Below are 25,301 nucleotides of genomic sequence, written 5' to 3'. Positions count from 1 at the left end.
TGGATTTACCTCTATTTATTTCCTTATTTCTACTATACAATGATGGAGACAGCTTATGAAAGGATAGGGAACAATGAATCAAAAATTGATTACATTGGTTGTTGCAATCTTCCTCGTTTGTACACTAGCTGTTACACCGACATCAGCTAAAGTAGTATTTGCAGATGTTGCGACAACCGATGCCACTTACGAAGAGATCCAATACTTAATTAGCTTAGGCGCAATTAAAGGATATCAGGAAAAGGGCAAAACATACTACAAACCAAACATGAGTGTGACTCGTGCACAAGCTGCGAAAATGGCAGTAATTGCTGCAGGTAAGAGTCCACTGAAAGTAAGTAAATCTTCTTACTCAGATGTTAAAGTCGGTACAGAACAATCCACTTATATTGAACGAGCTAAACAGCTTGGATTGTTTTCAGCAAAGTCTGGAAAATTTTCTCCTAATGCACCCCTGTCACGTGAAGAAATGAGCCATGTATTAGCAGTGGCTTTCAATTTAAATGTCAATGACTACAAGGACTTAGCGATTGTTTTCCCAGATGTAACGACATCGAATACATATGCTTCGTATATAAAAGCAATTTATTATAACGGGATTACAAAAGGAAATGATGGCAGATTTATGCCGAAAAGCTCGGTAACTCGAGCACAGTTTGCATCATTTATAGCGCGTGCTAAAAGTGATGAGTACCGTCTAGCATTACCAGAACAGCTTGATGCAGTCGATGTAACGCAAGTAATCGGTCTAGTTTCGGTAACGACTGATGGCTTAAATGTTCGCACAGGTCCGAATACGTCTAGCACAGTTATTGGAAGAGTTAATACTGGCGGTAAATTATCTGTCTATGCAGTAGAAGGGAACTGGTTAAAAGTATCTTATCAAGGTTATTACGGTTATATCAGTAAGTCATATGCCAAATTCCTTGAACAAGATGGTAATGCAATAGGTCCATCGATTAAGGCTGTCACAGCAAATGCAACATTGAACCTATATTACAAACCAACTTCTTCTTCAAAAAAAATAACGCAAATTTCAGCTGGAGCAGCATTGTCTGTTTATAAAGAAATGGGCGGCTATTATTTAACGACTGTTGATGGAGTACCTGGCTACATTGTAAAAGCGAGTACGACAGTTGTAGGCGGTTCTGTTGTGGAACCTCCAAAAGTAGATGACGAAAAACCTGTCGCAACGACAAATACAATTGGTAAAGTAACGGTTGCGAGCTTAAATATGCGTCAATCAGCATCAGGCTCATCTAAAACAATCAAAACATTATCAAAAGGCTCAGTTATTGCAGTTCATTCGATTAACGGCTTTTGGGCAAAAGTTACAGCAGGTAAAGATACAGGCTATGTTCATAAATCATATATTAAATTGATGAATGAAAAAGGCAGTGCTGTAAAAGACCGTATTATTATTCTAGACCCAGGACACGGTGGTAAAGATCCAGGTGCCGTTAACTCAGGTCATACGGAAAAAGCGATTGTATTAAAAGTTTCCAACCTTGTAAAACAAAAGCTTGAAGCTGATGGTGCGAAAGTGCAGATGACTCGTTCTGGCGATACGTATCCTTCATTACAGGAGCGTGTGAAATTTACGCAGGACAAGTTCGGCGAAATTTATGTGAGTATTCATGTAAACGCTGCAACATCTACAAGTGCTCAAGGAACAGAAACGTACTATAGTATCAGTTCAGGTGATCAGTTTGAAGAGGATAAAAAACTTGCCACTTATATTAATACGGAGATTGTTAATAATGCGAAAATGAAAAATCGCGGCGTTAAAGAAGCGCAATACTATGTAACGCGCAATATGATCATCCCTTCTGTATTAGTCGAGCTAGGATTTATTTCGAATGCTGAAGACCGTAAAAAGTTAGTTGACGATAAGTATGTAGAAATTTATGCACAATCTATTTATAACGGGATTGTGGATTACTATAAAAAATAGGTTTTATATGGCCGATTCCTTTATGGAGTCGGTTTTTTTGTGTACTTATTGACAAATTTTAGGGATTTATTAAACTAGAAATAGTTCTATCCTCGAATGCTTCTGCACACACCGCTAAATAGACGGAGGAATTCCGCTTATTCCCTTATCATTTTTCCCTATTCACCTATTATTTTTAATCCACATTTAAAATTATACAGGAGGGCCTTTTATGAGTTTTGAAGAAGAATATCATGTTTTTTTGAATTTGCACGTACAAGCAAGAACTGGGGAAAAGTTACGCCGATTAAAAGAAGGTCACAATACGGCGGAAATGCTGTTTTTGAAGCAAGTATGGTGGCCACTATTTTCCCATTTTGATTACCTTCATCCAGAATATGAAGTCGATGATTTTAAGGATGGTAAAAGGTATTTGGATTTTGCCTATATTCGTCCAGGTATCCGGATTTGCTTTGAAATTGACGGGTATGGTCCTCACCTGAAGAATATAAGCAGATGGCAGTTTGCTGATAATCTCGAACGGCAAAATCAGCTGGTGATTGACGGATGGACTGTAATCAGATTTTCTTATGACCAAGTGAAAGAAAGGCCCCGGCGCTGTCAGCAAATAGTTCAGCAAGTTTTCGGGCAACGGTTAGGGGATAAACTGGATTATACATCTTTAACCTATTATGAAAAAGAAGTTCTTCGACTGGCAGTTCGGAAAGGGGGAGCCATTTTCCCAAAAGATGTAGAGACATATTTGAAAGTAAGTGACAAAACCGCAAGAAAACTGTTAGCTCAACTAGTCGAGAAGAAAATGCTTATGCCCGCGTCTGGCACGAAGAGAGTCCGCTCGTATCAGCTAGGTAATCACATCAAACTTCCAATCGAAAAATAACGGAAGGAATTTCCGTTATTCACTAAATAAATTAAAAATGTTCTGAAATAAGGGAAGAAATTTCCGTTATTCGTTCAAAACCGGTTAAAAAGGACCCGTTTTACGCAAATAAAGGAAAATGGTTCCGTTATTTTCTACATAAAATGATTCAAGTCGTGAAATAGCGGAAAACGCTTCCCTTATTTAACTTTTATTCAGGAACTATTGTATTCTTACACGAAGAGAGTCCGTCGTATCGGTTGAATAGACTTCTCATCGAAAAATAAAGGAAGAGATTTCCCTTATTCACCAAATAAGTTAAAAATCTTCTAAAATAAGGGAACAAATTTCCGTTATTCGTTCAAAAACTTCAAAAAAGGACTCGCTTAACGCAAATAAAGGAAAATACTTCCCTTATTTTCACATAAAACGATTCGAATCTTGAAATAGCGGAAAACGCTTCCCTTATTTTACTTTTCCCTCATGCAATCTGGTACGAAAAGAATCCACTTGTACCGGTTGTGGAAATCACACTACATTTAAGAAAACTAAAATTTCCCCGGCTTAAATAACTAGTAACTACCTAAATAATGGTAAAATAACTATGAAGATCTTTCAAGGAATTATAATAGTCCCCATTAAATATTATGCTAAAAAGCGTTCAATTCTGAGCGCTTTTAATTGTTTTTATATGGCTATCTCACTGTTGCAATATATGCTATTTAACCTGTTATTTGCACTATTCTCCTCATCAACTTAATTTATTAACCATATTCCGTAGCCTTTTTTTATTTCCAAAATTTTGTTGACACAATATATCAGCCTCCGATATATTATATATCAAGAGCCGATATATCAGACGTCGATAGAACGGAGGGGTTTTGTTGCAGCAACCTTTAACAGAGGGGGTTTATTATATTTTGTTGGCACTATATGAACCGCGCCATGGATATGGAATTATGCAGATCGTCGAGGAATGGAGCGATGGGCGTGTAAAGTTAGGCGCGGGAACTACGTACGGTGCACTGAAAAATTTGCAGGAAAAAAAATTTATTGAAACTTTAGCGGGAGAAGGACGAAAAAAAGAGTATGTCATTACAGCGCTTGGCAAACAGATTGTTGAAGCTGAAGTTACCCGCATTAAAGAGCTCTATAACAACGGTAAAAAAATTATACAAGCGGAAGGGGATGTGTGATGCGTAAATTTAAAATTTTCCTGGATGATGCGAAAGAAGAAAAGTGGATTAACGATATGGCGTCTGAAGGTTGGTACTTCCAAAGCTTTCACTTTCCATTCTACACTTTTGCAAAAGGTGAACCAGGTGAATATGAATACCGTTCAGAAATGCTTGAAGGATTCGGTTACGGGAAAGCGGCAAATGAGTATTTGGATTTTGTTCAAAGTACAGGTGTAGAGGTCGTGCAAAAGCGTTTTAACTGGGTATATTTCCGTCAGCATAAAAGTAAGGGGAATTTTGAGCTATACAGTGATCCGGTTTCAAAGCTCTCTTATATAAACCGAATTTCTACCCTTTATGGTACCGCAGCCGTATTAAATTTAGTATTTGCCCTATTTAATGGGGTGATGTCAGTGTTTGAGAATAGTTTACATTTTAACAGCTTTATTACTGGACTGAACACCGGCGTTTTCATTGCACTTCTCTATCCACTGGCAAAAACAGTTTACCGTAAACAGAATTTGAAAAAAGAAATAGCGTTGTATGAAAATTAATGGTGAATTGAAAATTTTTACAATATATTGAAACTTTAACGAGGGAAGCACGTAAAAAAGAGTATGTCATCACATCTTGGCGAATTAGAAACTTCCCATATTAAAGTGCCTAATAAATCTTTACAAGCAAAAGGGGATATGTGATGCGTATATTTAAGCTTTTTAGTGATGATGCGAAAGAAGAGCAATGGATTAATGACATGGCAAATCAAGGCTGGCATCTTAAAAAAATACGATTTTCATTTTATTACTTTGAGCAGGGAGAGGAAGGTGAATACGAGTACCGTCTAGAAGTACTTGATCACTTTCTAAAAGGAAAAGAAGTGAAGGAATACTTGGACTTTACAGAAAGTGCTGGGATCGAGCTTATACAAAAACGTTTAAACTGGTTATATTTCCGCCAGCACAAAAGCAAAGGTCCGTTTGAATTATATAGTGATGCTTCTTCGAAATTAAAGTATTTCAATCGAATGCTGTCGATCTATTATCCATTACTATTTATTAATTTCCTGGCGGCCTGTACAAATGGTGCGTTTGCGTTAGGGGAACTTACGTATGATTGGAATTTCTTCATCAGTGTAATGAATCTGGTCGCTGTAATCTTACTAATCGTTCCGACAATCAATGTTATAAAGCGAAAACGTATTTTAAAAAAAGAAATGGCTATGTTTGAAAATTAAGGAGGGAAATGAGAATGGTGTTACAACTAAAAGATGTTACAAAGAGATACAGAGATTTCGTGGCAGTTGACCGGCTTAATTTTACAATTGAAAAAGGTGAAATTTTCGGGTTAATCGGTCAAAACGGAGCAGGAAAAACGACGACATTCCGCATGATTTTGGATTTGCAGGATACGACAGAAGGCTTAATTACGTGGGACGGGCAACCGATTAAATCAGTCGATCGTGATATTTTAGGCTATTTACCGGAAGAGCGCGGTATTTTCCCACAAATGAAAGTTGAAGAGCAGTTGTACTTCTTCGGTGAGCTTCACGGTATGGATAAGGTGGAAATTAAAAAGGATATCGATTTTTGGATTCAACGCTTTGATCTGGAAGAAAAGCGCAATGTAAAAGCAGAAACACTTTCAAAAGGTAATAAACAAAAGGTACAGCTTATTGCAAGCTTTATCCATAAGCCGAAGTTTTTAATTTTAGATGAGCCGTTTAGCGGACTGGATCCGGTCAATATGGAGCTGCTGAAAGATGCGATTCTTTATTTACGTGATCAAGGAATGACGATTTTATTTTCAAGTCACCAAATGGATAATGTCGAGGAGCTGTGTGACCATCTATGTTTATTAAAACGTGGTGAATCATTGTTCTCTGGCTCATTACTCGATTTGAAAAAGCAATACGGCAAAACGAAATTGACAGTACGAACAGATAAATCGTTTGAAGAGTTAAGCAAGTTCCCTGGTGTAGTTCAAGTGAAAATGGAGCGTGACTCACAGGCAGTACTGACTTTGGAAGACGAATCTTATGCACCAGCTATATTCGATTTGCTTTCCAATGGGGGCTATATAGAAAAGTTCAGTTTAGATTATTTATCATTGCATGAGATCTTCAAAGAGAAAGTAGGTGCTAGCCTTGTCTAAATTTATGGTGCTCGTCAAACAACTGTATAAACAAAAAGTAACAGCTAAGTCATTTATATTAACTACATTACTTTATTTAGTCGTCCTTGCGGGAATTATGTACTGGTCGGAAATTAGAGACCTAATTTTCTCAGGTGATGCTGACACGATTGCTGTTGTAAATGAAACAAATTTTGACGTAACGGAAGTACTGCAAAATACAGATGATTACGAATACGAATATGTAACAGCAGGTGAAGTCGCAGAAAAATTAAAAGACGGGGACTATTATGCGGCCTTTACATTAACGGATGCAGACGGAAAACTGGCAGCAAAAATTGAATCCTATGATCCATTACCGTTAAATGACCAATCAAACTTTCAAGGGATGATAAGTCAGGCAGGTCAACTTTATGCGATGAGCCAAATGGATCTGTCACCGGAGCAACAGCAACTTTTATTATCATCTGAACCGATTATTACATTAAATTCGATTAATGAAGCAGCAACAGATGGTAAGTCCGCTGATGAAAAAATGGCTGGTGTATTTATTTCGTATGCTATCGGAATTATTATTTATATTTTTGTCGCAACCTATTTATCAATTATTACGACAGACGTGGCTTCAGAAAAAGGGTCACGCGCACTGGAAATGTTACTTGTAAGTGTAAAGCCTGAAATCCACTTCCGTTCGAAAATCGTTGGTGTATTTTTAGTCGCACTTACACAGTTTGTCATCCTATTCGGTGGTTTACTGTTACTGCTCCGCTTCTCAGACGGAGGCAACAAATGGTCCATCGTAACGGATTTACTTGATTCGATGTCAATTGGCTATTTCCTGTATGTTATAGGATTCTTGTTCTTAACAGTCTTTATGTATTTAATCATCGGGGCACTATTCGGTTCACTTGTTTCAAAGGTAGAGGAAGCAGGTCAAGTGATGATGCCAGCTATGATGCTGACACTTGTAGGTTTTTATGTCATGCTTACAGGTATGGGTAACCCGGATACAATGCTAATTAAAGTATTCTCTTACATTCCATTTACTTCAGGAATGGTAATGCCGATGCGATTGGGTGCAACGGATATAAGTGCAATCGAACCAATTATTAGCTTCGCTGTATTATTAGGTACTGTATTAGTTTTATATTTCTTAAGCTTATCATTCTACAAACGAAGTGTTCTAACGTATTCTTCGGGTGGTATTATTGAAAAAATGAAAACAGTATTTAAAGTGACGACTTAATGGTGTTAGTAGCTATTGTCCGTCATTCGTAGTAAACTAAAGAAGTACGGAGAGATTTGTATACACAAATCTCTCTTTTTTTGAACGAAAAACAGTAGTAAGGATGAAAACATGAGAAAAAAAGTAGAATTACAAGTAGATGCAAAAGCGATTAAAGATTTAACGAATGGCTATCCGCTTATTTTAAAAGACGCGATTGTAACTAATGAAGTATCAATCGAAGAAGGCAGCCTACTGCATTTAGTCGATAAAAACGGTGGTTATATTGCAACTGGCTATTACGGTGCACAAAATAAAGGAATTGGTTGGGTTCTTTCTCGTAAAGAAAAAGAGCTGATTGATGTAAAGTTTTTTGCGAAAAAAATTCGTGAAGCTGCTGAAAAGCGTGCAGACTTTTTTGCATCCGAGCAAACGAGTGCATTTCGTATATTTAACGGGGAAGGCGATGGCATTGGCGGTTTGACAATTGATTTCTTTAACGGCTTTTACATGGTGAGCTGGTATAGTGAAGGCATTTATTCATTCCGCAAAGAAATCTATGAAGCATTAAAGGAAGCCGTCAATACACGCGGTGTGTATGAAAAACTGCGCTTCAATACGAACGGTCAATATATCGATCAGGATGATTATGTATCAGGTGAAAAAGGTGAGTTCCCGTTAATCGTGCAAGAAAATGGCATGAATTTTGCGGTTGATCTAAATGATGGGGCAATGACAGGTATTTTCCTTGATCAACGAAATGTACGTAAAGCTTTAAGAGACAGCTATTCTCTAGAGAAAACGGTACTGAATACATTTTCTTACACAGGGGCATTTTCTGTAGCAGCAGCACTTGGTGGCGCGGCAGGCACAACGAGCGTAGATTTGGCTAAACGAAGCTTACCAAAGACGATTGAGCAATTTAGTGTGAATGGGATTGACTTTGAATCACAAGATATTAAAGTAATGAATGTTTTTGACTACTTTAGTTATGCGGCTCGTAAAGGCTTGAAGTTTGATGTTGTAGTCCTTGATCCACCAAGCTTTGCCCGTACGAAAAAGATGACATTCAGCACGGCAAAGGATTATCCAAAGCTGTTGAAGGATGCATTAGCTATTACAAATGACAATGGGGTTATCATTGCTTCAACTAATAACGCTAGCTTTAATATGAAAAAGTTCAAAACGTTTATCGACAAAGCGTTTAAAGATGCCGGTACTCGCTATAAAATTCTAGAAGAGCACCAATTACCGGAAGACTTTACGGTGCCACACAACTTCCCTGAATTCAATTATTTAAAAGTTGTCATCATACAAGTGATCAACTAAATGGAGTGAATTTACATGAAATATAATAAAACAATTATGCTAAAACTTATAAATGAACATCGCGAGCTACATGATGAATTAAAGAAATTAAAATCAGAAATGGGTCTTGAGAAAAACTTTGCTGTTAAAGCATTGTATCATTCTGCAGTGGCAGAAGATGGCCCGTACATGAAAGATTATCAGGATTTAGAAAGACTGCGTTAATAACGAGCGAGGCTGGGACATAAGTAGAAATTTCTTTTTTTAAGGGAAATACTCTAATTAAGAAATTGATATTATATGAATTGATTGGAGTGAAGGGGCGACTCCTGGGGGAACAGCACGACGCCTGAGACTACAGGCTCAGGCCGTGCCCCCGGAAAGCGTCCCCGTAACGGAAATCAATTCTGGCAGAAGCAGAAAAACATCTATTTTTTCTTTGGAAAAATAGATGTTTTTCTTTTTGTCCTAGGCTCGTTTTTATATCCTTAAAATAAAATGCTAAAAAGCAAATTTATGGGGCATAATTTTGTATATAAGTGAACAAATTTAGGAGAAATGTTCATTAAAAGTTTGTTTGTTTTGCAGGAAAAATATAGGTATTGTATAGATGAGAAGTGGTAGTAACTATCGCTTATTCTAAGGAGGAAATTCATATGTCTCGTTTATCAGGTAAAGTAGCAATTATTACAGGGGCAGCACAAGGTATGGGTGCAGCACATGCAAAAGCATTTATCGAACAAGGTGCTAAAGTAGTTTTAACAGACTTAAATGAAGAAAAAGGTAAAGCATTTGCTGCTGAATTAGGCGAAAACGCTTTATTCATTAAGCAAAATGTTGTTTCTGAAGAAGAGTGGGCAACAGTTGTTGCGAAAGCAGAAGAAGCTTTCGGTCCAGTAAATGTATTAGTAAACAACGCAGGGATTTCATTAAATAAATTTATGCTCGAGTTATCTTTGGACGAGTACATGAAAATCGTAAACATTAACCAAGTATCTGTATTTTTAGGTATGAAGGCTGTTGCAGGTTCAATGGCGAAAGCTGGAGGCGGTTCAATCGTGAACATCTCATCTATCAACGGTTTAGTTGGTGGAGCAGTTGGTTACACAGATACAAAATTCGCAGTGCGCGGTATGACAAAAGCAGCAGCACTTAACTTAGCGCATATGGGTATTCGCGTGAACTCGGTACACCCTGGTGTAATTGCTACTCCAATGATCATGCAAGAAGATGCTAAAGAAGCTATCGAAGAGTTTGCAAAACATATTCCACTAAAACGCGTATCTCAACCAGAAGAAGTATCGCAATTAGTAGTATTCTTAGCTTCTGATGAGTCTAGCTACTCTACAGGCGCTGAATTCGTTGTAGATGGCGGGATTACAGCTCAATAAAAAATTCAAAAGTACTGCATGAGGTTGGGACAAATCCCATCTCAAAATCAAAAGCTGTTCAAACTTTACGCATCGTAAAAGTTTGAACAGCTTTATTTTATGTCTGCTTCGTTAAGAGGACTACTCACTTCTCTTATTCTGAATGGAGGTAACATATAAAATAGCATCTCTATGAAATGTTACCGATTTAGAAATATTTGGATATTGGCTTATGTTATAATTTATAAAATATTCTTAAAGGAAGGGGGAGGTTTAAATTTGATGGAAACATTAGTTCCTTTATCATTAATAGGTATTCCACTTTTTTCGATAGTGCTTTGTGTCAATATTATCAGCTTGCTAAAAATTATAATTCATCATCCAGAACAATCTGTAAAAAAACAAACTTTTATAATTAGTGTCAGCGTTGCTTACATACTATTTTCATTTGCTTGTCTATTCATTGCTATTGCCGACTCAATTTTATGGGCATCTAACTAAGTTTTGGAATTTTATAAAGGGTTAACAATATCATGTAGAGAAATATAATACTAAATGTTATTGGGGGTATATGATGAAATATGATAGAACTACGTCACGTAAACTTATTCTATCATTAGCGTTTCTAGGTCTTGCTGTAAGTATTCCGAGTTGGCATATTCCATCTGTAAAATGGATATGGTTAACGGTATTTGTCTTCAGTGTATGCAATGCTTTTATAACATATCATGTAGTAATAAACAAACATACAATTAGTTATACGATTAAACTGTTTGGCTTAAAGATTTATAACAAGAAAATAATTCATACCGATGTTATAAAAATTACGTTCAAAAGAATAGGTTGGAACGCAAAATTAGCTGTCATTAAAGTTAGAAAAGGTCTTTCGATTCGTGTTGGTGAATTTAAACCAAATGATGTCTATAAAGATTTAATCGTATTTTGCGAAGAAAATGAAATTCCCTATAAGAAAACCAAAGATTATAAGATAATTGAGAACATGGGATAATTACAGATCCGTCCAGTCATCATTGATTCAGATTTCCTCATAGACTGCTTTAAATTATAAAAAAATTATTTTATTTTATATAAATTGTTATGGATAGATTTTCTACCTATAGCAATAATATCTGCGAAACAAACCGTATTACATTGAATAATTATGCAAAAAGTGTCAGGTGCCATAAGAGGTGCCTGGCACTTTTTGTTTGAGTGGACAGCTAAAGGGGTATTCAATTTTATTAATAAGATACTTAGCAAAAAGATCTTAGAAATATATGAAAGGAATTGATAGGTAATATGGAGTTTAATAAAAGATTCATATTCATTTTCAGTTTAATCGCGGTTTGCTTCTTATCTGCTTGTGCCGAGAAAGAGAAGCTTGCCGACGGATCTGAACTGATACATAAAGATCAGTTTGTTTTTGCTGCTTCTGGCGAGTTTAAGCCATTTAGTTATGTAAATAATGAAGATCTTAGCATGTCCGGCTTTGATATTGAAGTAGGCGAAGCGATCGCAAAGGAACTCGGTCTTGAGCCGGTTCAAAAGCGGATTAAGTTTAAAGGAATTGTTGAAGGTGTCAAAACGGGCCGTGCCGATGTAGCTGTTGCCAGCCACACGATTAATCCACAGAGAAGCAAACATGTTTCCTTCAGTACCCCCTATTATTATTCTGGACCGCAAATTTTCACGAGACCAGACAGTGACATTGAAACTGTCGACGATTTAGCGGGAAAGGAAGTTGCTGTAGCAAAAGGTTCAACCTATTCTGATACAGCCTCCCAGTATACAGACAATATAAAAACCTATGACAGTGATATCACAGCTCTACAAGCGTTAAGCAGCGGCCGTCATGATGCGGTAATTACCGATTTCGTGACCGGAAAAAATGCTGCAAAAGAAGGCTTTAAAATTGAAGGTAGGGAGCTAATTGAGCGCAGTGAACAAGCGATTGTACTTCCACAGGATAACCCGAACTTATTAAAGCGAGTTAACGAGGCGCTGGAAAATCTCCGGGAAGATGGAACACTCACTGAAATCAGTATGAAATATTTTGGTGAGGACATTACAAAAAAACCGGAATAATTCAAGTTATTAAAGATGAAAGGAAGTATGTACAGTGCCAAGTTTTTCACATTTTTTCAATATATTAATGGATACTAGAGATGTTTTTTTTAAAGCAATGCTTTTAACGTTACAACTAACGGTTGTTTCTATTTTAATCGGAATTGTCATCGGACTTTTCTTTGCCTTAATGAAAATTTCTAAAATTAAAGTATTAGAACTTATATCAGATACCTATGTCTTTTTAGTCCGAGGAACCCCGTTAATTGTTCAAATCTTTATCCTCTACTTCGGTCTTAGCGGGCTTTTCTTGATTCCTGATTTTTGGGCTGCTTCACTTGCATTAGCGTTACATAATGGTGCCTATATTTCTGAAATCCTTCGTGGGACAATCCAAGGAGTTGATAAAGGTCAAATGGAGGCAGGGCGCTCTTTAGGGATGACTAAAGTGCTGACATTAAGAAGAATTATTCTTCCACAGGCATTCCGCCGTGCTCTTCCACCGCTTGGCAACCAGTTTATTATTGGATTGAAAGATTCGTCGTTAGCTGCATTTATTTCCATGAATGAACTCTTTAATGTAGCGACAACACTTGGGTCGAATAATTTTGATGAAATGACTTATTTACTCATTGTAGCAGTCTACTACTTAGTGCTGGTAGCATTGTTAACATTTATAGTAAACCGATTAGAAAAGAAATTAGCAATTAGCGATAGGTAGGAGGCAAGACCAATGGAAGCGAAGGAAATGATTAAAGTCACTCAATTGAATAAGTCATTTGGTGACTTGCATGTATTAAAAAATATTGACATGACTGTTTATGAAAGCGATGTTGTTTGTTTAATAGGATCAAGTGGTTCAGGGAAAAGTACTCTTCTTCGCTGTCTGAACTTTTTAGAAAGAAAAGATAGCGGCGGTATTATTATAGAAGGTAAAGAAGTCGATCCTAGCAACGATGATTTGAATAAGATTAGAGAAAAGGTCGGAATGGTGTTTCAGCACTTCAACCTATTCCCTCATAAAACCGTTTTGGAAAATATTATTGAAGCTCCGGTTATGGTAAAGGGCGTTGACAAAAAGGTCGCAACGTCTAAAGCAAAAGAATTACTAGAAAAAGTAGGCTTGGAAGATAAGGCCGATGTCTTCCCTAATAAATTATCAGGTGGGCAAAAGCAACGGGTTGCTATTGCAAGAGCACTTGCAATGGAACCAGACATCATGCTTTTTGATGAGCCGACTTCAGCCCTTGACCCAGAGCTTGTGGGTGAGGTTTTAACTACGATGAAAGAACTGGCTAATGAAGGAATGACGATGGTTGTTGTTACGCATGAAATGGGATTTGCTAGAGAAGTAGCCGATTGGATTGTGTATATGAACGATGGGGAAATTATCGAGCGCGGCGATCCTGAGCAGTTTTTCGAACATCCGAAAGAGGAACGAACGAAAGAGTTTTTAAAGACAACAATGTTGAAATGAACTAACGAGGATTCTGTCTATATATGTGGGCAGAATTCTCTTTTTTTCAATTTAGTGAAAAACAAGTTAACAGATGGATTCGTTTTACTATATAATAGAATACATAGCAACTTTGATTTTGTTTGAAGTTGTTACTTTTGAGGTTAACATTATTTTGCAAGAAATGTTTGTAATGGGTATTTAACATCAGGTTAATGAACTACAAAATTGTATTTTCTATAAGAAGGAGTGTTATTGTATGCTATCCATACAAAATTTGACGAAAACTTATCGTGGTAACAAAAAGGCGGTAGACAATTTAAGTATTGATATTGAGCAAGGCGAATTTATTGTGTTTATCGGTACAAGTGGCAGTGGTAAAACAACCGCTCTCCGTATGATTAATCGAATGATTGAGCCGACCAGTGGCAAAATCATGATGGATGGAACGGATTTATCGAAAATGAATGCCGTGCAGCTTCGCAGACAAATAGGCTACGTTATTCAGCAAATCGGCTTAATGCCACATATGACCATCAGAGATAATATCACCCTCGTACCAAAACTTCTAAAATGGGACAAACAAGAAAAGGATAAAGTAGCTGAACGATTAATCGGCCTAGTAAACTTACCTACCTCTTACTTGGATATGTATCCAGCCCAACTATCTGGCGGACAACAACAACGAATCGGCGTTATACGTGCCTTAGCAGCGAATCAGGATATCATTTTAATGGATGAACCATTTGGTGCACTGGACCCTATTACACGTGATACACTCCAGGATTTAATGAAGGATTTGCAAGTGCGCCTTGGCAAGACTGTTATTTTTGTAACGCATGATATGGATGAAGCAATCAAGCTGGCCGACCGAATTTGCATTATGCACGAAGGAAAGGTAGTTCAGTTTGATACACCAGACAATATTTTAGCAAACCCCGCAAATGATTTCGTACGTGATTTTATTGGCTCTCACCGCCTAATTCAAAATAAACCAAGCGTCAAAATAGTAGATGAAGTAATGATCCAGCCCGTTTCCATTACAATTGAAAAAAGTCTGGATGATGCACTACGTCTGATGGTATCGAAACGTGTAGATACGTTATACGTGACAGATGCAGACAAACGGTTGATCGGTTATTTAAATGTTGATAGTTTTACAGGTCCACAACGAACACAGCAAAGTATTAATGAAGTATTGCAGCGGGAGGTTATATACGTTAAAACCGGAACAAAGCTGCAGGACTCTGTTCGACGTATTTTAAAACGGAATCTTCAAAACATCCCGATTGTCGATAACGACCACAAACTAATCGGATTAATTACCCGTGCTAATATTGTTGATACAATTTACGAGACGATTTGGGGCGACGAGGAAGAAAATAAAAATGCTCTTCTTGTAACTCGGGAGGAGAATGTACTATGATTGCCTTTTTTACGGATAATAGCAGTGACATCCTATTAAAAACATGGGAACATTTTTATATTTCAATTATTGCATTACTTCTTGGTGTAATCTTCGCGATTCCTCTAGGTATATTTTTATCAAAAACAAAAACAATAGCAAAAATTGTTTTAGCCATTACAAGTGTTTTCCAAACATTACCCTCTTTAGCCATCTTAGCTATTATGATTCCATTTCTAGGTGTTGGGAAAGTACCGGCAATTGTTGCTTTGTTTATTTATACTTTACTTCCAATTCTAAACAATACTTATATAGGATTAAAATCTGTCAATGCAGATTTGCGTAAAACGGGCATTAGTATGGGGATGACGCCATTCCAGTCTATATGGATGGTGGAATTACCTCTAGCAATCCCGGTTATTATGGCAGGTGTAAGATTATCTGCTGTTTATGTCATTGCCTGGGCAACACTTGCGTCGTATATCGGGGCTGGTGGTTTAGGTGATTTTATTTTTAATGGTTTGAACCTTTATCAAACTGAATTAATTATTGGTGGTGCCTTACTTGTTACGGCATTGGCACTGCTCACTGATTTTATATTGTCTAAAGTAGAGATTTGGACAACACCAAAAGGACTAAAAGTAGAGAAATGAGGCCTAACAGGATGAAAAAAACGATTCTTTTATTCGGAAGTATGCTGCTGGCGTTAAGTTTTCTAGCTGGCTGTTCGATTGGCGGTGACCAGGCAAGCAATACAGACAAAATTAAGATTGCGAGTGCTGTTACAACCGAATCACAAATTATGGGCTATATGCTCAAACATATGATCGAGTATTACTCAGATGAACAAGTAGAACTAATCAATAATCTAGGTTCGAGTACTGTTGTTCACCAGGCGATGATCAATGGGGACGCAAATGTTTCCGCTACACGTTACACCGGCACAGAATTAACCGGAGCTTTAAATGCGGAACTCATAAAAGATCCGGACGAGGCATTGGCCTTTGTACAAAATGAGTTTCAGGAAAGATATAACCAAACATTCTTTGATAAGTACGGTTTTGAAAACACGTATGCCTTTATGGTAACACAGGAAACAGCACAGCAATACAACCTCAATAAAATCAGTGATTTAGCTGCAATAGCTTCAGATATTGAAGCGGGTGTTGATACATCATGGCTAAGTCGTGAAGGTGATGGCTTTAAGGCGTTTGTTCAGGAATACGGATTTCAGTTTAAACGTACATATCCAATGCAAATTGGCTTAGTGTATGATGCCGTACAGGCAGGTGAAATCGATATTGTCCTTGGGTATACTACAGACGGACGTATTGCGTCTTATGATTTAAAGGTACTTGAAGATGATTTGAAGTTTTTCCCGCCCTATGAAACGAGCTCACTCGCAACAAATGAAATTTTAGAAGCGAAACCTGAACTAAGGGGAATACTCCAACGTTTAGTTGGTAAAATCTCTACAGATAAAATGCAGGAACTGAACTATTTGGCGGACAATAACTTAATGGAACCCTCTGTCGTGGCAGAAAATTTCCTAATTGAAAACAATTATTTCAGTAATGAGGAGGGTGAGGAATAATGGAAGATTTATCGCAATTAAGTACGTTTGAACAGCTATTCTATTATTTTAAGGAAAACGGACTTTATGTACTTGAACTGTTCTTTACACATTTTTATATTTCAGTATATGGTGTATTGCTTGCTGCACTCATCGGAATTCCAATCGGTATTTTTATCGCCAAAAATATGAAGCTAGCTGGATTTATCATTACATTGGCAAATATTATTCAAACGATACCGGCATTAGCCTTAATGGCAATGATTATGCTGGTGCTCGGCTTAGGAAAATCAACAGTTATCGCAACGGTATTCCTTTATTCATTGCTTCCGATTATTAAAAATACGTATACGGGAATTACAACGATTAATAAAAGTTTAACGGATGCAGGGCGCGGTATGGGGATGACACGTAGACAAATCCTCTACATGATCGAACTGCCATTATCTTTATCGATTATTATAACAGGTATTCGAATAGCTTTAGTTATTGCCATCGGTATTACAGCAATCGGTGCTTTCATCGGTGCGGGCGGATTAGGGGATATTATTATCCGCGGTACAAATGCAACAGATGGAACTGCCATTATTTTGGCCGGCGCAATTCCGACAGCCTTAATGGCGGTAATTGTAGATATCGGGTTAGGTTGGCTGGAGCGCCGTTTCGATCCGGAAAAACGCCAACAACGTCTTAAAAAAGCCACTATTTCTAATGCAGGAGTGGAGTAATTAATCATTTTGCTTTAAATAAGTTATCAGTATAAAACAACTAAGAAGTGCTTAATTCCTAGATAAACATAGGATTAAGCGCTTTTTATTTTCAGAGAAATTTATCAAAGATTTTTAAATTTGGAAAAATGTAAGTCAAAATGTATGGTGTATTGATTATCACTAATACTAATGGGGAAGAAGTGTTGGAGTAAAGAGAAAGATAAGTGTATTTTGCTGAAGCACCTGTTTGATGAAAGCTTTGTTATAAATGAAATACTACTAAGTGGAGCATTGAACAAGACAATTTAAATCCAGCAAAAGACTATTGAAAGGATGATTTTATGTATAAAAAATGGAATAAGCAGTTTATAGGTGGCGAATGGAGAGAAGGGAACAGCGAAAGAGTATATGTAGATCAGAACCCTTACAGCGAGGAAACGATCGCGGAAATTCGGCTGGCGAATGAAAAGGATATAGATGAGGCTTATCAGGCGGCAAAAGAAGCACAAAAAGAATGGGAAAAGGTTAATCCATATCAAAGACAAGCTATTATCGAAAAGGCCGCTCAAATAGTAGAAAAACGAAGAGATGAAATTGTTCAAGTTTTAGTAGAGGAAAATGGGGCTTCCCATACGAAAGCTAACATTGAAGTTTCTGCCGCAATGGGCATTATGAAAGAGTCAGCTACATTCCCTCTTCGAATGCACGGAAAAATAATGCCATCTGTTATTCCGGGTAAGGAAAATCGAGTCTATCACAACCCTGCCGGAGTTGTAGGGATTATTAGTCCATTCAATTTCCCATTTCATTTAACGATGCGTTCCCTAGCACCTGCTATAGCAACTGGCAATGGGGTAGTGCTTAAACCGGATTTGCAGACGATGATTTCAGGCGGTCTTATTCTAGGTGAGATTTTTGAAGAGGCAGGCATTCCAAAAGGTTTATTGAATATTACGGTATGCAGCTCTTCTGAAATTAAAGACACTTTTATTGAACATCCAATCCCACAAATTATATCCTTTACTGGTTCTACACCGGTAGGACGTCATATTGGAGAACTTTGCGGAAGACATCTTAAGCGCGTTGCTTTAGAGCTTGGTGGAAACAATGTCATGCTTGTACTAAAAGACGCCGATGTACAACGAGCAGCAGCTTCTGCAGCCTTTGGGAAATTCTTAAACAGCGGTCAAATTTGTATGTCCCTAAATCGGATTGTTGTCGAGCGTCCGGCTTACGAAGCGTTTATGAAAGCCTTTGTGGATAAGGCATCCCAGATTAAATTTGGAGATCCGAAAAATGAGGATGTTGTGGTTGGTCCACTAATTAACAATAAACAAATTAAACGTATACAAAATTTAATCGACAAAAGTATAGCACTAGGAGCAGAATATGCGCTAAAAGGTGAAGTAGACGGAAACGTACTAGCCCCTACCATCTTGACGAATGTAACAAATGATATGCCGATAGCCCAGGAAGAAATCTTTGGACCTGCTGTAGGTGTCATCGTTGTAGATAGTGAAGAAGAAGCGATTCGCGTAGCAAATGACAGTGACTATGGACTAAGCGGTGCAGTACACGCCGGTACAACGGAACATGGAGTTGAAGTCGCGAAACAAATTATTACGGGTATGATTCATGTGAATGATCAAGGAGTTAATGACGAACCAATCGTTGCATTTGGCGGTGAAAAAGCTTCAGGATTAGGTCGATATGGTGGGGAATGGGCCATTCATGAATTTACAACAACGAAATGGATTTCTGTTCAGACAGATCCAAGGGAGTATCCGTTTTAACAGGTGGGTTATAAAGTGTGTCGTCCTAATCGGAATTTGCGATTAGGACTTTTTACATTTATCTAAAAAATATAATGAGACTTTAAAATTAGGTCGGGTAGTACACTTTACACCTCTAATTTAGACGTCATGATTATGAACATTTTATAACAACGTGATTTAAATATAGCAAAATTTACTGCTTTTAGGATTGAACTTACGATAAAAATACATTTGAGAGAGTATTCTATAAATTTTATTAAAATAGGGAATTGAGTTGTAAGGTGTAAAAGTGTATTGTAAAAGAAGGATTTATCAGTAGAATAGAAAAGAAGTATTAGAAAAGTTTATTGGTCCCTCAATGAATAGGTATTTATTGGATAATGATTATTTAATAGTATAAAAGAATAAAATATGGAAAAACGATCCGTAGACATATAGAACTAATTACCGATAACATGTTATAATTAGTATATTGAGCACAAAGTCTAATAATTGATAAAAAAATTGTGAGGTAAAAAATGAAGAAAACGTCACTGTTACAAGAAGAAAAACGTTCAACAATTCTATTTTTAGTATTATTTTATGTTGTATTTTATGTATATGATATATTTTATTATAGACTATTTCCAGCATTTCCATGGCTTGATGTAGGTACTGCCAGTACAATTTGGTATGATTTTATGTATGTTAGATATGTAGTACTTACTGCGCTTATCCCTTTATCCCTTTATCTATTTATTTAATTAAAAAGGATAAAACAACCTATGTGAAATATATTTTATTTTTAGGCTACTTCTCTACAAATCTTTTTTCCGATATTCTATATTTTAAAGATAGTTCGCTTGTATATACTAGTGGAAATCTAGTAGAAATTATAATTATTCTTTTTTCGCCTATATTCGTAACTAAAAAATTTACATATTTCGTTTCATTTGGTTTAATTATTAAATATGTATTGGTAGGGATTTTTATACAGGAGCCGGTAGTTGTATTTCCTATTATAATTACAATTGTAATTTCCATTATTGCCTTTGTTCTATTACATCGTATTTTAAATTATATTAAAGCATTAAAATACTCATATGACGAACAACTAGAAGGTATTGTAAAAGGGGTAATTGCAACTTTAGAATTAAAGGACCCATACACAAGAGGACATAGCGAGCGGGTTGCTGCCTACGCAATGAGTTTGGCAGAGGCAACAAAAAAATATAAAGCCTCTGAGTTAAATTACTTTTATTATGCTTGCCTTTTACACGATATAGGAAAAGTAAATATTCCAGATGCAATTTTAACCAAACCTGGAAGTTTAACTGATGAAGAATTTGATATAATAAAGAAGCACCCTGTTGTTGGAGCCGAAGCCATTCGGGATGTTGAAGGAATAGCAGATAATATTGGAGTAATCTACCATCACCATGAAAGATGGGACGGTAAAGGTTATCCAGATGGACTGGCTGGCGAAAATATTCCATTTTTAGCCAGAGTTACGGCTGTTGCAGATGCATTTGATGCGATGACATCATCCAGGTCTTATCGTCCTGCACTTCAATTTGATGTGGCGTATCAACGAATACTTGATGGACAAGGTAATCAATTCGATCCGCAACTGATAGAATTATTTAAACAAATCTACCCTGAATGGGTGCAAATTTCTAAGACATACCGTAAGGGTGTGGACCTGAGAGGAGGAGAAAAACATGAAAATTCGTAAACTTGAAAAAATCAAAGTTACTTGCTGGTGGTGTTTTATGATACCTCGAGGATAATACTTACTTAGGATGCTGAATATTAGCATCCTATTTTAATTTATAGAGGAGGCAATCCGTTGAAGATATCCTTACAATCCGAAATAACGTTATATCCGTTATCCATTCGAAAAGATAAAAAGAATTATATCGTGGAGGAGCCGATTTCTGGTGATTTCTTCGAATTGCCTGAAATAAGCGTTGATGCAATTAAACGTTTAGAAAAAGGTGAAGGTCTAGCTGCAATTGAAAAGACGCTAAAAGAATCTTATCCTGAAGAAGAAGTGGATATCATAGAATTTGTTGAGCAATTGGTGGAGTTAGGACTTGTTCAAGAAGTGGATGGGATTGAAATACATAAAGAAAAAGAGAAGCATGCTAAATCTCAGGGGGGCTTTAAATGGATTCCGCACTGGGTTGGACGTTTGTTTTTTAATGGCATAATGAACAAGGTCTACTTGCTACTGCTCATAACGAACATATTCATTCTAATTTTGAATCCAGAACTTTTCCCTCATTACAAAGATATATTCCTGTTCGATTCGATGGTATTGAATGTTCTTACATATTTATTGATTTCTTTAGTATTAATTGTCATTCATGAATTTGGGCATATTCTCGCCATCAGATCGCATGATTTGCCAGCTAATTTAAGTATCGGTAATCGGCTAATATTTATTGTATTTGAAACGGACCTGACTCAAGCGTGGAAGCTTGAACCTAAAAAGAGGAATATTTTATACTTAGCTGGCATGTCTTTTGAGCAAGTGATTCTTTTCCTTTCATTCGGTTTTATGCTTCTTTTTCCAGATGCCAGTTTTGTAGGTATTATTAGCATTATCGTATTGGATATTTTTATTAAATCCGTATACCAATGCTGTTTCTACATGAAAACAGATGTCTATTATGTCGTTGAAAATGTAACAGGGTGTTATAACCTGATGGAGAGCGGCAAAATTTATTTGAGTTCATTCTTTAAGAAATCAGGGCTAGACCATAAAAAGATGTTCGAGGATGAATGGAATTTGGTCCGTATTTATAGTGTGTTTTACATAGTTGGCGTTTTTTTGACGTTGCTTTTGACTTTTATGTATTTTATACCACAGCTCTATTATATGATCACAACCGTTTATTTAAATATTATGGGGGCAGGAGATCGTGCAGCATTTTGGGATGCGATGGCCTTTTTATTACAAACGATGTTGATGCTTATCCTGCTCGTATATTTGGCAAGGAAAAAAAGACGAGAAAACTAAATGAAACCGCTAAACTTCTAATCCAAGTGTAGCGGTTTTTTTGTGCTCAAAAATTTTTAAATTTTTCTTAAAAACTTGTCCCTTTTCGCCAATTTTTTTGACATATGTATGGTGAAGGGAGATGCAAATGATGGTATTCGAATATTTAAAAACGTATGAAACATTCAACACAGTAGCGGAAATGGATGAGGCAGTGGCACTGCATCTTGAAGCACATGATTTAACGGAAAGCGAGCGCAATGTTATTTTACGAATCGCGCAGTCGGCACTGGCTTACCCAGGTGCAGCTCATTTAAAGGCGAAGACAATTGCAGATAGTGTAGGAATCAGCACAAAAACGGTTTATCGTTCGGTGAAAAAAGCAGCCGAACTAGGCATATTACGAGTCGTTGCAAGTACGAAATTGAATGGGATTAAAGGGGCAAACATCTATCAAATATTACATGTCCCATCGGAAATGTCCGAGCGGGTCCCAGCTGAAGAAACGCATGAAATAAAGGAAGGCGGCAATTTTTCTGAGCAACAAACTATTTCTTTTAATCTTTTTAAAACAAGCTCTTTAAATGAAATATATAAATATATAGTTGGTCAAATGAGTGATTGGCAAAAGACATTATATGAATTCATGACGAGTTTGCCGATGAAAGACGAGTTAAAAGATGGATTACGAGCAGCCATTTTAGCGACACCGATCCAAAACAGACGGGAATTCACGATCGCAAAGGATGTCATGTGGAGAATTATTCAAGATATTCATGAGGGAAAATTAACAATCCGTACAACATTACGCGCAATTTATAAAGGAGCATATGATAAGGCCATTGCACGCCCGGTTATACGAGAAGTGAAAGAACAAAAGCTAAGTACGCGGCCAGTACCGTTTTATGATTGGCTGACAGAGCGATGATAGTCGCCGAAAATTGAAGGGCTGAATTTATTAGAACAATGAAGCCGGATATTAGAAGATCGAACCGAGATTTTAGCATAAATCGGGTCGATATTAGAACATCCGGGCAGTATATTTGAACAAAGGCAGCCTTTATTAGCAACTGGGAATTTATTAGAACAATGAAGCCGGATTTTAGAAAATCGAACCGAGATTTTAGCATAAATCGGGTCGATATTAGAACATCCGGGCAGTATATTTGAAGACTGGGTTTTATTAGAACATTGCAACCGGATTTTAGAAAATCGACCTGTGATATTAGCATAAATTGAGTCGATATTAGAACATCAAGGCAGTTAATTACAACAAAGGCAACGTTTAAAATTGATCAGAAACTTTCTTGTCAAAAAGGCCGCAAAGCACTTGTCTTATCAATAAAAATAAATGCATCGTACCTGCTGCCGACTCTGGAAGGGACGTAATTTCCGTATGCCTCGTATGCCGGATCGTATACAACGCCAATTGCGCGGTGACCAATCCAATCATTAAACAATTGTCTGTTTTCATCCGTAAATAAAAGTACTTTATCTTCGGGACTTGCTGCGTGGAGCTGGCTTTCCCATTTGTCTATATTTGCAGGTGGGACCTTGATAATTTCAAAAGGATCTCCCCAGCGGTCAGCAGCAATTACTGTACCTTCATATGTGCCAAAGCCAATTGCATAAGTATTTTCCTTACCGTATTGCTCTCGGATCACTTGACCGACATTGATCAGCTGCTCATCCTTCATCGATGTTTCGGAAGCATCACCGATATGGGTATTATGCTCCCAAACGATGATTTTTGTTTCCTCTCCGTAATACTTGCGCAGTTCATGAATCGCTTCTACCATATGATAATCACGTGTATTCCAAGATTTTTCATCTGACATCATTTCCCGGTAGTACGATTCTGCATTTTTTGCAACAAGTGCATTCATCATGACATTTAAATCTTCTTCCTGCTGACTAGAATATTTATCTTTATGGTTACGTAATGAGCTTAACAAGCCCGTCACTTCCCGAATACATGCTTCAGAAAATTGAACGGCGGAAATGGCGTAGTGCTCATGGCTCCGATTGTACGGTTCAAAGCAGGAAAATGCTCTTTTGGCATGCTCTAAATCAACTTTATGTTCGGGGTGCTCCGATAAAAAGTTCAATACTTCATCGATTGATTCGAATAGGCTGTACATATCGATACCATAAAAGCCTACTTTTTGTTCGCGACCTGTATTAATCTCTTTTAACCATTCCGTAAAGGCAGCGACCTCTTCATTTGCCCACATCCACGTTGGCCAACGATGGAAAGCTTTCTTTAAAACCTCTTTTGCGTTCGTAATTTCTTCACTATAGCCCTTTACATACCGGTTTACCGCTTGTGCGGATGGCCAGTCTCCTTCTACTGCAATGAGTTGAAAGCCTTTTTGTTCGATTAATTTTTTTGAGAGCTCGGCACGCACGGTATAAAATTCCGACGTTCCATGGGAAGCCTCACCAATCATCACGATTTTGGCATCTCCAATAGCCTCTACCATTTTATTTAAACTCGAATCATTAAGTGGCAAGGAATGTTCTGAAATAGTCTGGATTAAATTCTTTGTCATAAGAAGAAACTCCTTTTTAAAAATGAATGTTTTATTATTATTAACCGTGAATGAATAGTTGTGAAACAAAACTGGGATGAAAAAAAGAGGAATGCCTAAAGCGAAAATAGGCATTCCTAATATAGAAAGTGATAATTTTACTTATTACCTTTGCGTTTAACTAACCATCTTTTATAGCTATACATTGTAATTCCAACTAAAACAAGAACAATGATACTTACGACGATGATCAGTGTCCAAATGGAATTATCGTCCTCCGAATCGGTTTCATCTTTTAGCGTATCGACAATTGAGTCCACATTTGAGTCCAACTTATTCACTGTATCAGCTGCAGTCTCTTGATTATCCGGATCCTTTGCGATATTTATTGTAAAGGAAAATGAACCTGTTAAAGGATGTCCGTCCTCGCTGATACTATTCCATTCCACTATATAAGTGTCGTTAGGAAGAGGTGAAGCTAATGTGCCTGTTAAGACACCATCATTTAAAGTGATTGAAGATATGGGCATTTCAGAGCCGTCACTAGACAGTACTTTAAAAACACTGCCTTCTTCAATTTTACCTGAATATGTTAATTCAATTGTTTGTAATGGCTCTGTAACCGTTGCACCTTTATCCGGATTTGTTGAATCCAAATATGTGTGAGCATATGCATCAGGTACAAATAGTAAAAATGCAACTACAAGCGCAAATAAAAGTTGTTTCATCAATAATTTACTTCCCTTCATAATCATTTTAATCCGTTCCCAATTACAGCGA

26 protein-coding genes are annotated in these 25,301 nt (G+C 37.0%); 24 read left to right on the top strand and 2 right to left on the bottom strand.

The genetic code is table 11. The features are described from left to right. Positions 1–73 precede the first annotated feature (73 nt). From MKY13_RS10250 to MKY13_RS10135, 24 genes are all read left to right on the top strand, one after another. Positions 74–1,954: an N-acetylmuramoyl-L-alanine amidase gene (locus MKY13_RS10250; RefSeq protein ID WP_191701875.1), complete on the top strand. Its 1,881-nt coding sequence runs from the start codon at positions 74–76 to the stop codon at positions 1,952–1,954. Positions 1,955–2,165: 211 nt separating this feature from the next. Beyond that, positions 2,166–2,834, top strand: a complete 669-nt coding sequence (locus MKY13_RS10245) for a DNA-binding response regulator (protein WP_191701874.1) — start codon at positions 2,166–2,168, stop codon at positions 2,832–2,834. A gap of 860 nt (positions 2,835–3,694) precedes the next feature. Further along, entirely contained in the window at positions 3,695–4,009 is a 315-nt protein-coding gene (locus MKY13_RS10240; RefSeq protein ID WP_339212411.1) for a PadR family transcriptional regulator, read from the top strand. Next, positions 4,009–4,545, top strand: coding sequence for a DUF2812 domain-containing protein (locus MKY13_RS10235; RefSeq protein WP_339212408.1), 537 nt, complete (start codon positions 4,009–4,011; stop codon positions 4,543–4,545). Before MKY13_RS10240 ends, MKY13_RS10235 begins: the two co-directional genes overlap by 1 nt. Positions 4,546–4,688: 143 nt before the next feature. After that, positions 4,689–5,225, top strand: a complete 537-nt coding sequence (locus MKY13_RS10230; RefSeq protein ID WP_339212407.1) for a DUF2812 domain-containing protein — start codon at positions 4,689–4,691, stop codon at positions 5,223–5,225. 14 nt (positions 5,226–5,239) lie between these two features. Beyond that, entirely contained in the window at positions 5,240–6,142 is a 903-nt protein-coding gene (locus MKY13_RS10225; RefSeq protein ID WP_339212404.1) for an ABC transporter ATP-binding protein, read from the top strand. Continuing rightward, positions 6,135–7,367, top strand: coding sequence for an ABC transporter permease (locus tag MKY13_RS10220; RefSeq protein WP_339212401.1), 1,233 nt, complete (start codon positions 6,135–6,137; stop codon positions 7,365–7,367). The genes MKY13_RS10225 and MKY13_RS10220 overlap by 8 nt, the downstream gene beginning before the upstream one ends. 111 nt (positions 7,368–7,478) lie before the next feature. After that, complete coding sequence (locus MKY13_RS10215) at positions 7,479–8,675, top strand: class I SAM-dependent rRNA methyltransferase (RefSeq protein ID WP_191701868.1); 1,197 nt, start codon at positions 7,479–7,481, stop codon at positions 8,673–8,675. A gap of 15 nt (positions 8,676–8,690) precedes the next feature. Next, on the top strand, positions 8,691–8,879 hold the full coding sequence (locus MKY13_RS10210) for a hypothetical protein (protein WP_191701867.1): 189 nt from the start codon (positions 8,691–8,693) through the stop codon (positions 8,877–8,879). 431 nt (positions 8,880–9,310) lie between these two features. Beyond that, complete coding sequence (locus tag MKY13_RS10205; protein WP_191698755.1) at positions 9,311–10,045, top strand: glucose 1-dehydrogenase; 735 nt, start codon at positions 9,311–9,313, stop codon at positions 10,043–10,045. A gap of 258 nt (positions 10,046–10,303) precedes the next feature. Then, complete coding sequence (locus MKY13_RS10200; RefSeq protein ID WP_339212397.1) at positions 10,304–10,525, top strand: hypothetical protein; 222 nt, start codon at positions 10,304–10,306, stop codon at positions 10,523–10,525. Between the two features lie 73 nt (positions 10,526–10,598). Next, positions 10,599–11,033: a hypothetical protein gene (locus MKY13_RS10195; protein ID WP_339212393.1), complete on the top strand. Its 435-nt coding sequence runs from the start codon at positions 10,599–10,601 to the stop codon at positions 11,031–11,033. A 290-nt stretch (positions 11,034–11,323) separates the two neighbouring features. Then, positions 11,324–12,109, top strand: a complete 786-nt coding sequence (locus MKY13_RS10190; protein ID WP_191699404.1) for a transporter substrate-binding domain-containing protein — start codon at positions 11,324–11,326, stop codon at positions 12,107–12,109. A 34-nt stretch (positions 12,110–12,143) separates the two neighbouring features. Beyond that, a complete protein-coding gene (locus tag MKY13_RS10185) occupies positions 12,144–12,809 on the top strand; it encodes an amino acid ABC transporter permease (RefSeq protein WP_339212391.1) in 666 nt (221 codons plus the stop codon). A 12-nt stretch (positions 12,810–12,821) separates the two neighbouring features. Further along, complete coding sequence (locus MKY13_RS10180) at positions 12,822–13,565, top strand: amino acid ABC transporter ATP-binding protein (protein WP_339212389.1); 744 nt, start codon at positions 12,822–12,824, stop codon at positions 13,563–13,565. Between the two features lie 238 nt (positions 13,566–13,803). After that, positions 13,804–14,970, top strand: a complete 1,167-nt coding sequence (locus tag MKY13_RS10175; protein ID WP_191698759.1) for an ABC transporter ATP-binding protein — start codon at positions 13,804–13,806, stop codon at positions 14,968–14,970. Further along, complete coding sequence (locus tag MKY13_RS10170) at positions 14,967–15,602, top strand: ABC transporter permease (RefSeq protein WP_191698760.1); 636 nt, start codon at positions 14,967–14,969, stop codon at positions 15,600–15,602. Before MKY13_RS10175 ends, MKY13_RS10170 begins: the two co-directional genes overlap by 4 nt. Further along, the gene (locus MKY13_RS10165; protein WP_339212386.1) at positions 15,599–16,543 is read left to right on the top strand and encodes an osmoprotectant ABC transporter substrate-binding protein; all 945 of its coding nucleotides are present in this window, start codon (positions 15,599–15,601) and stop codon (positions 16,541–16,543) included. Before MKY13_RS10170 ends, MKY13_RS10165 begins: the two co-directional genes overlap by 4 nt. Next, positions 16,543–17,250, top strand: coding sequence for an ABC transporter permease (locus MKY13_RS10160; RefSeq protein WP_191698762.1), 708 nt, complete (start codon positions 16,543–16,545; stop codon positions 17,248–17,250). The genes MKY13_RS10165 and MKY13_RS10160 overlap by 1 nt, the downstream gene beginning before the upstream one ends. Before the next feature lie 323 nt (positions 17,251–17,573). After that, complete coding sequence (locus MKY13_RS10155; protein WP_191698763.1) at positions 17,574–19,025, top strand: aldehyde dehydrogenase family protein; 1,452 nt, start codon at positions 17,574–17,576, stop codon at positions 19,023–19,025. 500 nt (positions 19,026–19,525) lie between these two features. Beyond that, positions 19,526–19,750, top strand: coding sequence for a hypothetical protein (locus tag MKY13_RS10150; RefSeq protein WP_339212382.1), 225 nt, complete (start codon positions 19,526–19,528; stop codon positions 19,748–19,750). Between the two features lie 23 nt (positions 19,751–19,773). Then, positions 19,774–20,721: an HD-GYP domain-containing protein gene (locus MKY13_RS10145; protein WP_339212380.1), complete on the top strand. Its 948-nt coding sequence runs from the start codon at positions 19,774–19,776 to the stop codon at positions 20,719–20,721. Positions 20,722–20,835: 114 nt separating this feature from the next. Beyond that, positions 20,836–22,011, top strand: a complete 1,176-nt coding sequence (locus tag MKY13_RS10140; protein ID WP_191698765.1) for a PqqD family protein — start codon at positions 20,836–20,838, stop codon at positions 22,009–22,011. A 127-nt stretch (positions 22,012–22,138) separates the two neighbouring features. Continuing rightward, positions 22,139–22,918 carry a helix-turn-helix domain-containing protein gene (locus MKY13_RS10135; protein ID WP_191698766.1) on the top strand — a complete coding sequence of 260 codons (780 nt, stop codon included), beginning with the start codon at positions 22,139–22,141 and terminating at the stop codon, positions 22,916–22,918. Positions 22,919–23,300: 382 nt separating this feature from the next. Here the strand turns inward: MKY13_RS10135 and MKY13_RS10130 are convergent, their stop codons facing one another. Continuing rightward, positions 23,301–24,542, bottom strand: coding sequence for an erythromycin esterase family protein (locus MKY13_RS10130; protein ID WP_339212376.1), 1,242 nt, complete (start codon positions 24,540–24,542; stop codon positions 23,301–23,303). Positions 24,543–24,679: 137 nt separating this feature from the next. Beyond that, on the bottom strand, positions 24,680–25,249 hold the full coding sequence (locus tag MKY13_RS10125; RefSeq protein WP_339212373.1) for a copper resistance protein CopC: 570 nt from the start codon (positions 25,247–25,249) through the stop codon (positions 24,680–24,682). Positions 25,250–25,301 lie beyond the last annotated feature (52 nt).

The sequence above is a fragment of the Solibacillus sp. FSL W8-0372 genome (assembly GCF_037969735.1).
GTDB lineage: Bacteria > Bacillota > Bacilli > Bacillales_A > Planococcaceae > Solibacillus > Solibacillus faecavium.
The sequence above is the reverse complement of the archived record's forward strand: the minus strand, read 5'-3'. Positions and strand labels throughout refer to the sequence as shown.

What these genes read in the sequence shown, in the direction of transcription:
- MKY13_RS10250 (WP_191701875.1), top strand. Translation starts at nt 74, where the DNA reads ATGAATCAAAAATTGATTACATTGGTTGTTGCAATCTTCCTCGTTTGT.
- MKY13_RS10235 (WP_339212408.1), top strand. Translation starts at nt 4,009, where the DNA reads ATGCGTAAATTTAAAATTTTCCTGGATGATGCGAAAGAAGAAAAGTGG.
- MKY13_RS10150 (WP_339212382.1), top strand. Translation starts at nt 19,526, where the DNA reads ATGAAGAAAACGTCACTGTTACAAGAAGAAAAACGTTCAACAATTCTA.
- MKY13_RS10170 (WP_191698760.1), top strand. Translation starts at nt 14,967, where the DNA reads ATGATTGCCTTTTTTACGGATAATAGCAGTGACATCCTATTAAAAACA.
- MKY13_RS10230 (WP_339212407.1), top strand. Translation starts at nt 4,689, where the DNA reads ATGCGTATATTTAAGCTTTTTAGTGATGATGCGAAAGAAGAGCAATGG.
- MKY13_RS10205 (WP_191698755.1), top strand. Translation starts at nt 9,311, where the DNA reads ATGTCTCGTTTATCAGGTAAAGTAGCAATTATTACAGGGGCAGCACAA.
- MKY13_RS10245 (WP_191701874.1), top strand. Translation starts at nt 2,166, where the DNA reads ATGAGTTTTGAAGAAGAATATCATGTTTTTTTGAATTTGCACGTACAA.
- MKY13_RS10130 (WP_339212376.1), bottom strand. Translation starts at nt 24,542, where the DNA reads ATGACAAAGAATTTAATCCAGACTATTTCAGAACATTCCTTGCCACTT.
- MKY13_RS10215 (WP_191701868.1), top strand. Translation starts at nt 7,479, where the DNA reads ATGAGAAAAAAAGTAGAATTACAAGTAGATGCAAAAGCGATTAAAGAT.
- MKY13_RS10175 (WP_191698759.1), top strand. Translation starts at nt 13,804, where the DNA reads ATGCTATCCATACAAAATTTGACGAAAACTTATCGTGGTAACAAAAAG.
- MKY13_RS10165 (WP_339212386.1), top strand. Translation starts at nt 15,599, where the DNA reads ATGAGGCCTAACAGGATGAAAAAAACGATTCTTTTATTCGGAAGTATG.
- MKY13_RS10155 (WP_191698763.1), top strand. Translation starts at nt 17,574, where the DNA reads ATGTATAAAAAATGGAATAAGCAGTTTATAGGTGGCGAATGGAGAGAA.
- MKY13_RS10190 (WP_191699404.1), top strand. Translation starts at nt 11,324, where the DNA reads ATGGAGTTTAATAAAAGATTCATATTCATTTTCAGTTTAATCGCGGTT.
- MKY13_RS10135 (WP_191698766.1), top strand. Translation starts at nt 22,139, where the DNA reads ATGATGGTATTCGAATATTTAAAAACGTATGAAACATTCAACACAGTA.
- MKY13_RS10180 (WP_339212389.1), top strand. Translation starts at nt 12,822, where the DNA reads ATGGAAGCGAAGGAAATGATTAAAGTCACTCAATTGAATAAGTCATTT.
- MKY13_RS10195 (WP_339212393.1), top strand. Translation starts at nt 10,599, where the DNA reads ATGAAATATGATAGAACTACGTCACGTAAACTTATTCTATCATTAGCG.
- MKY13_RS10125 (WP_339212373.1), bottom strand. Translation starts at nt 25,249, where the DNA reads ATGAAACAACTTTTATTTGCGCTTGTAGTTGCATTTTTACTATTTGTA.
- MKY13_RS10225 (WP_339212404.1), top strand. Translation starts at nt 5,240, where the DNA reads ATGGTGTTACAACTAAAAGATGTTACAAAGAGATACAGAGATTTCGTG.
- MKY13_RS10160 (WP_191698762.1), top strand. Translation starts at nt 16,543, where the DNA reads ATGGAAGATTTATCGCAATTAAGTACGTTTGAACAGCTATTCTATTAT.
- MKY13_RS10210 (WP_191701867.1), top strand. Translation starts at nt 8,691, where the DNA reads ATGAAATATAATAAAACAATTATGCTAAAACTTATAAATGAACATCGC.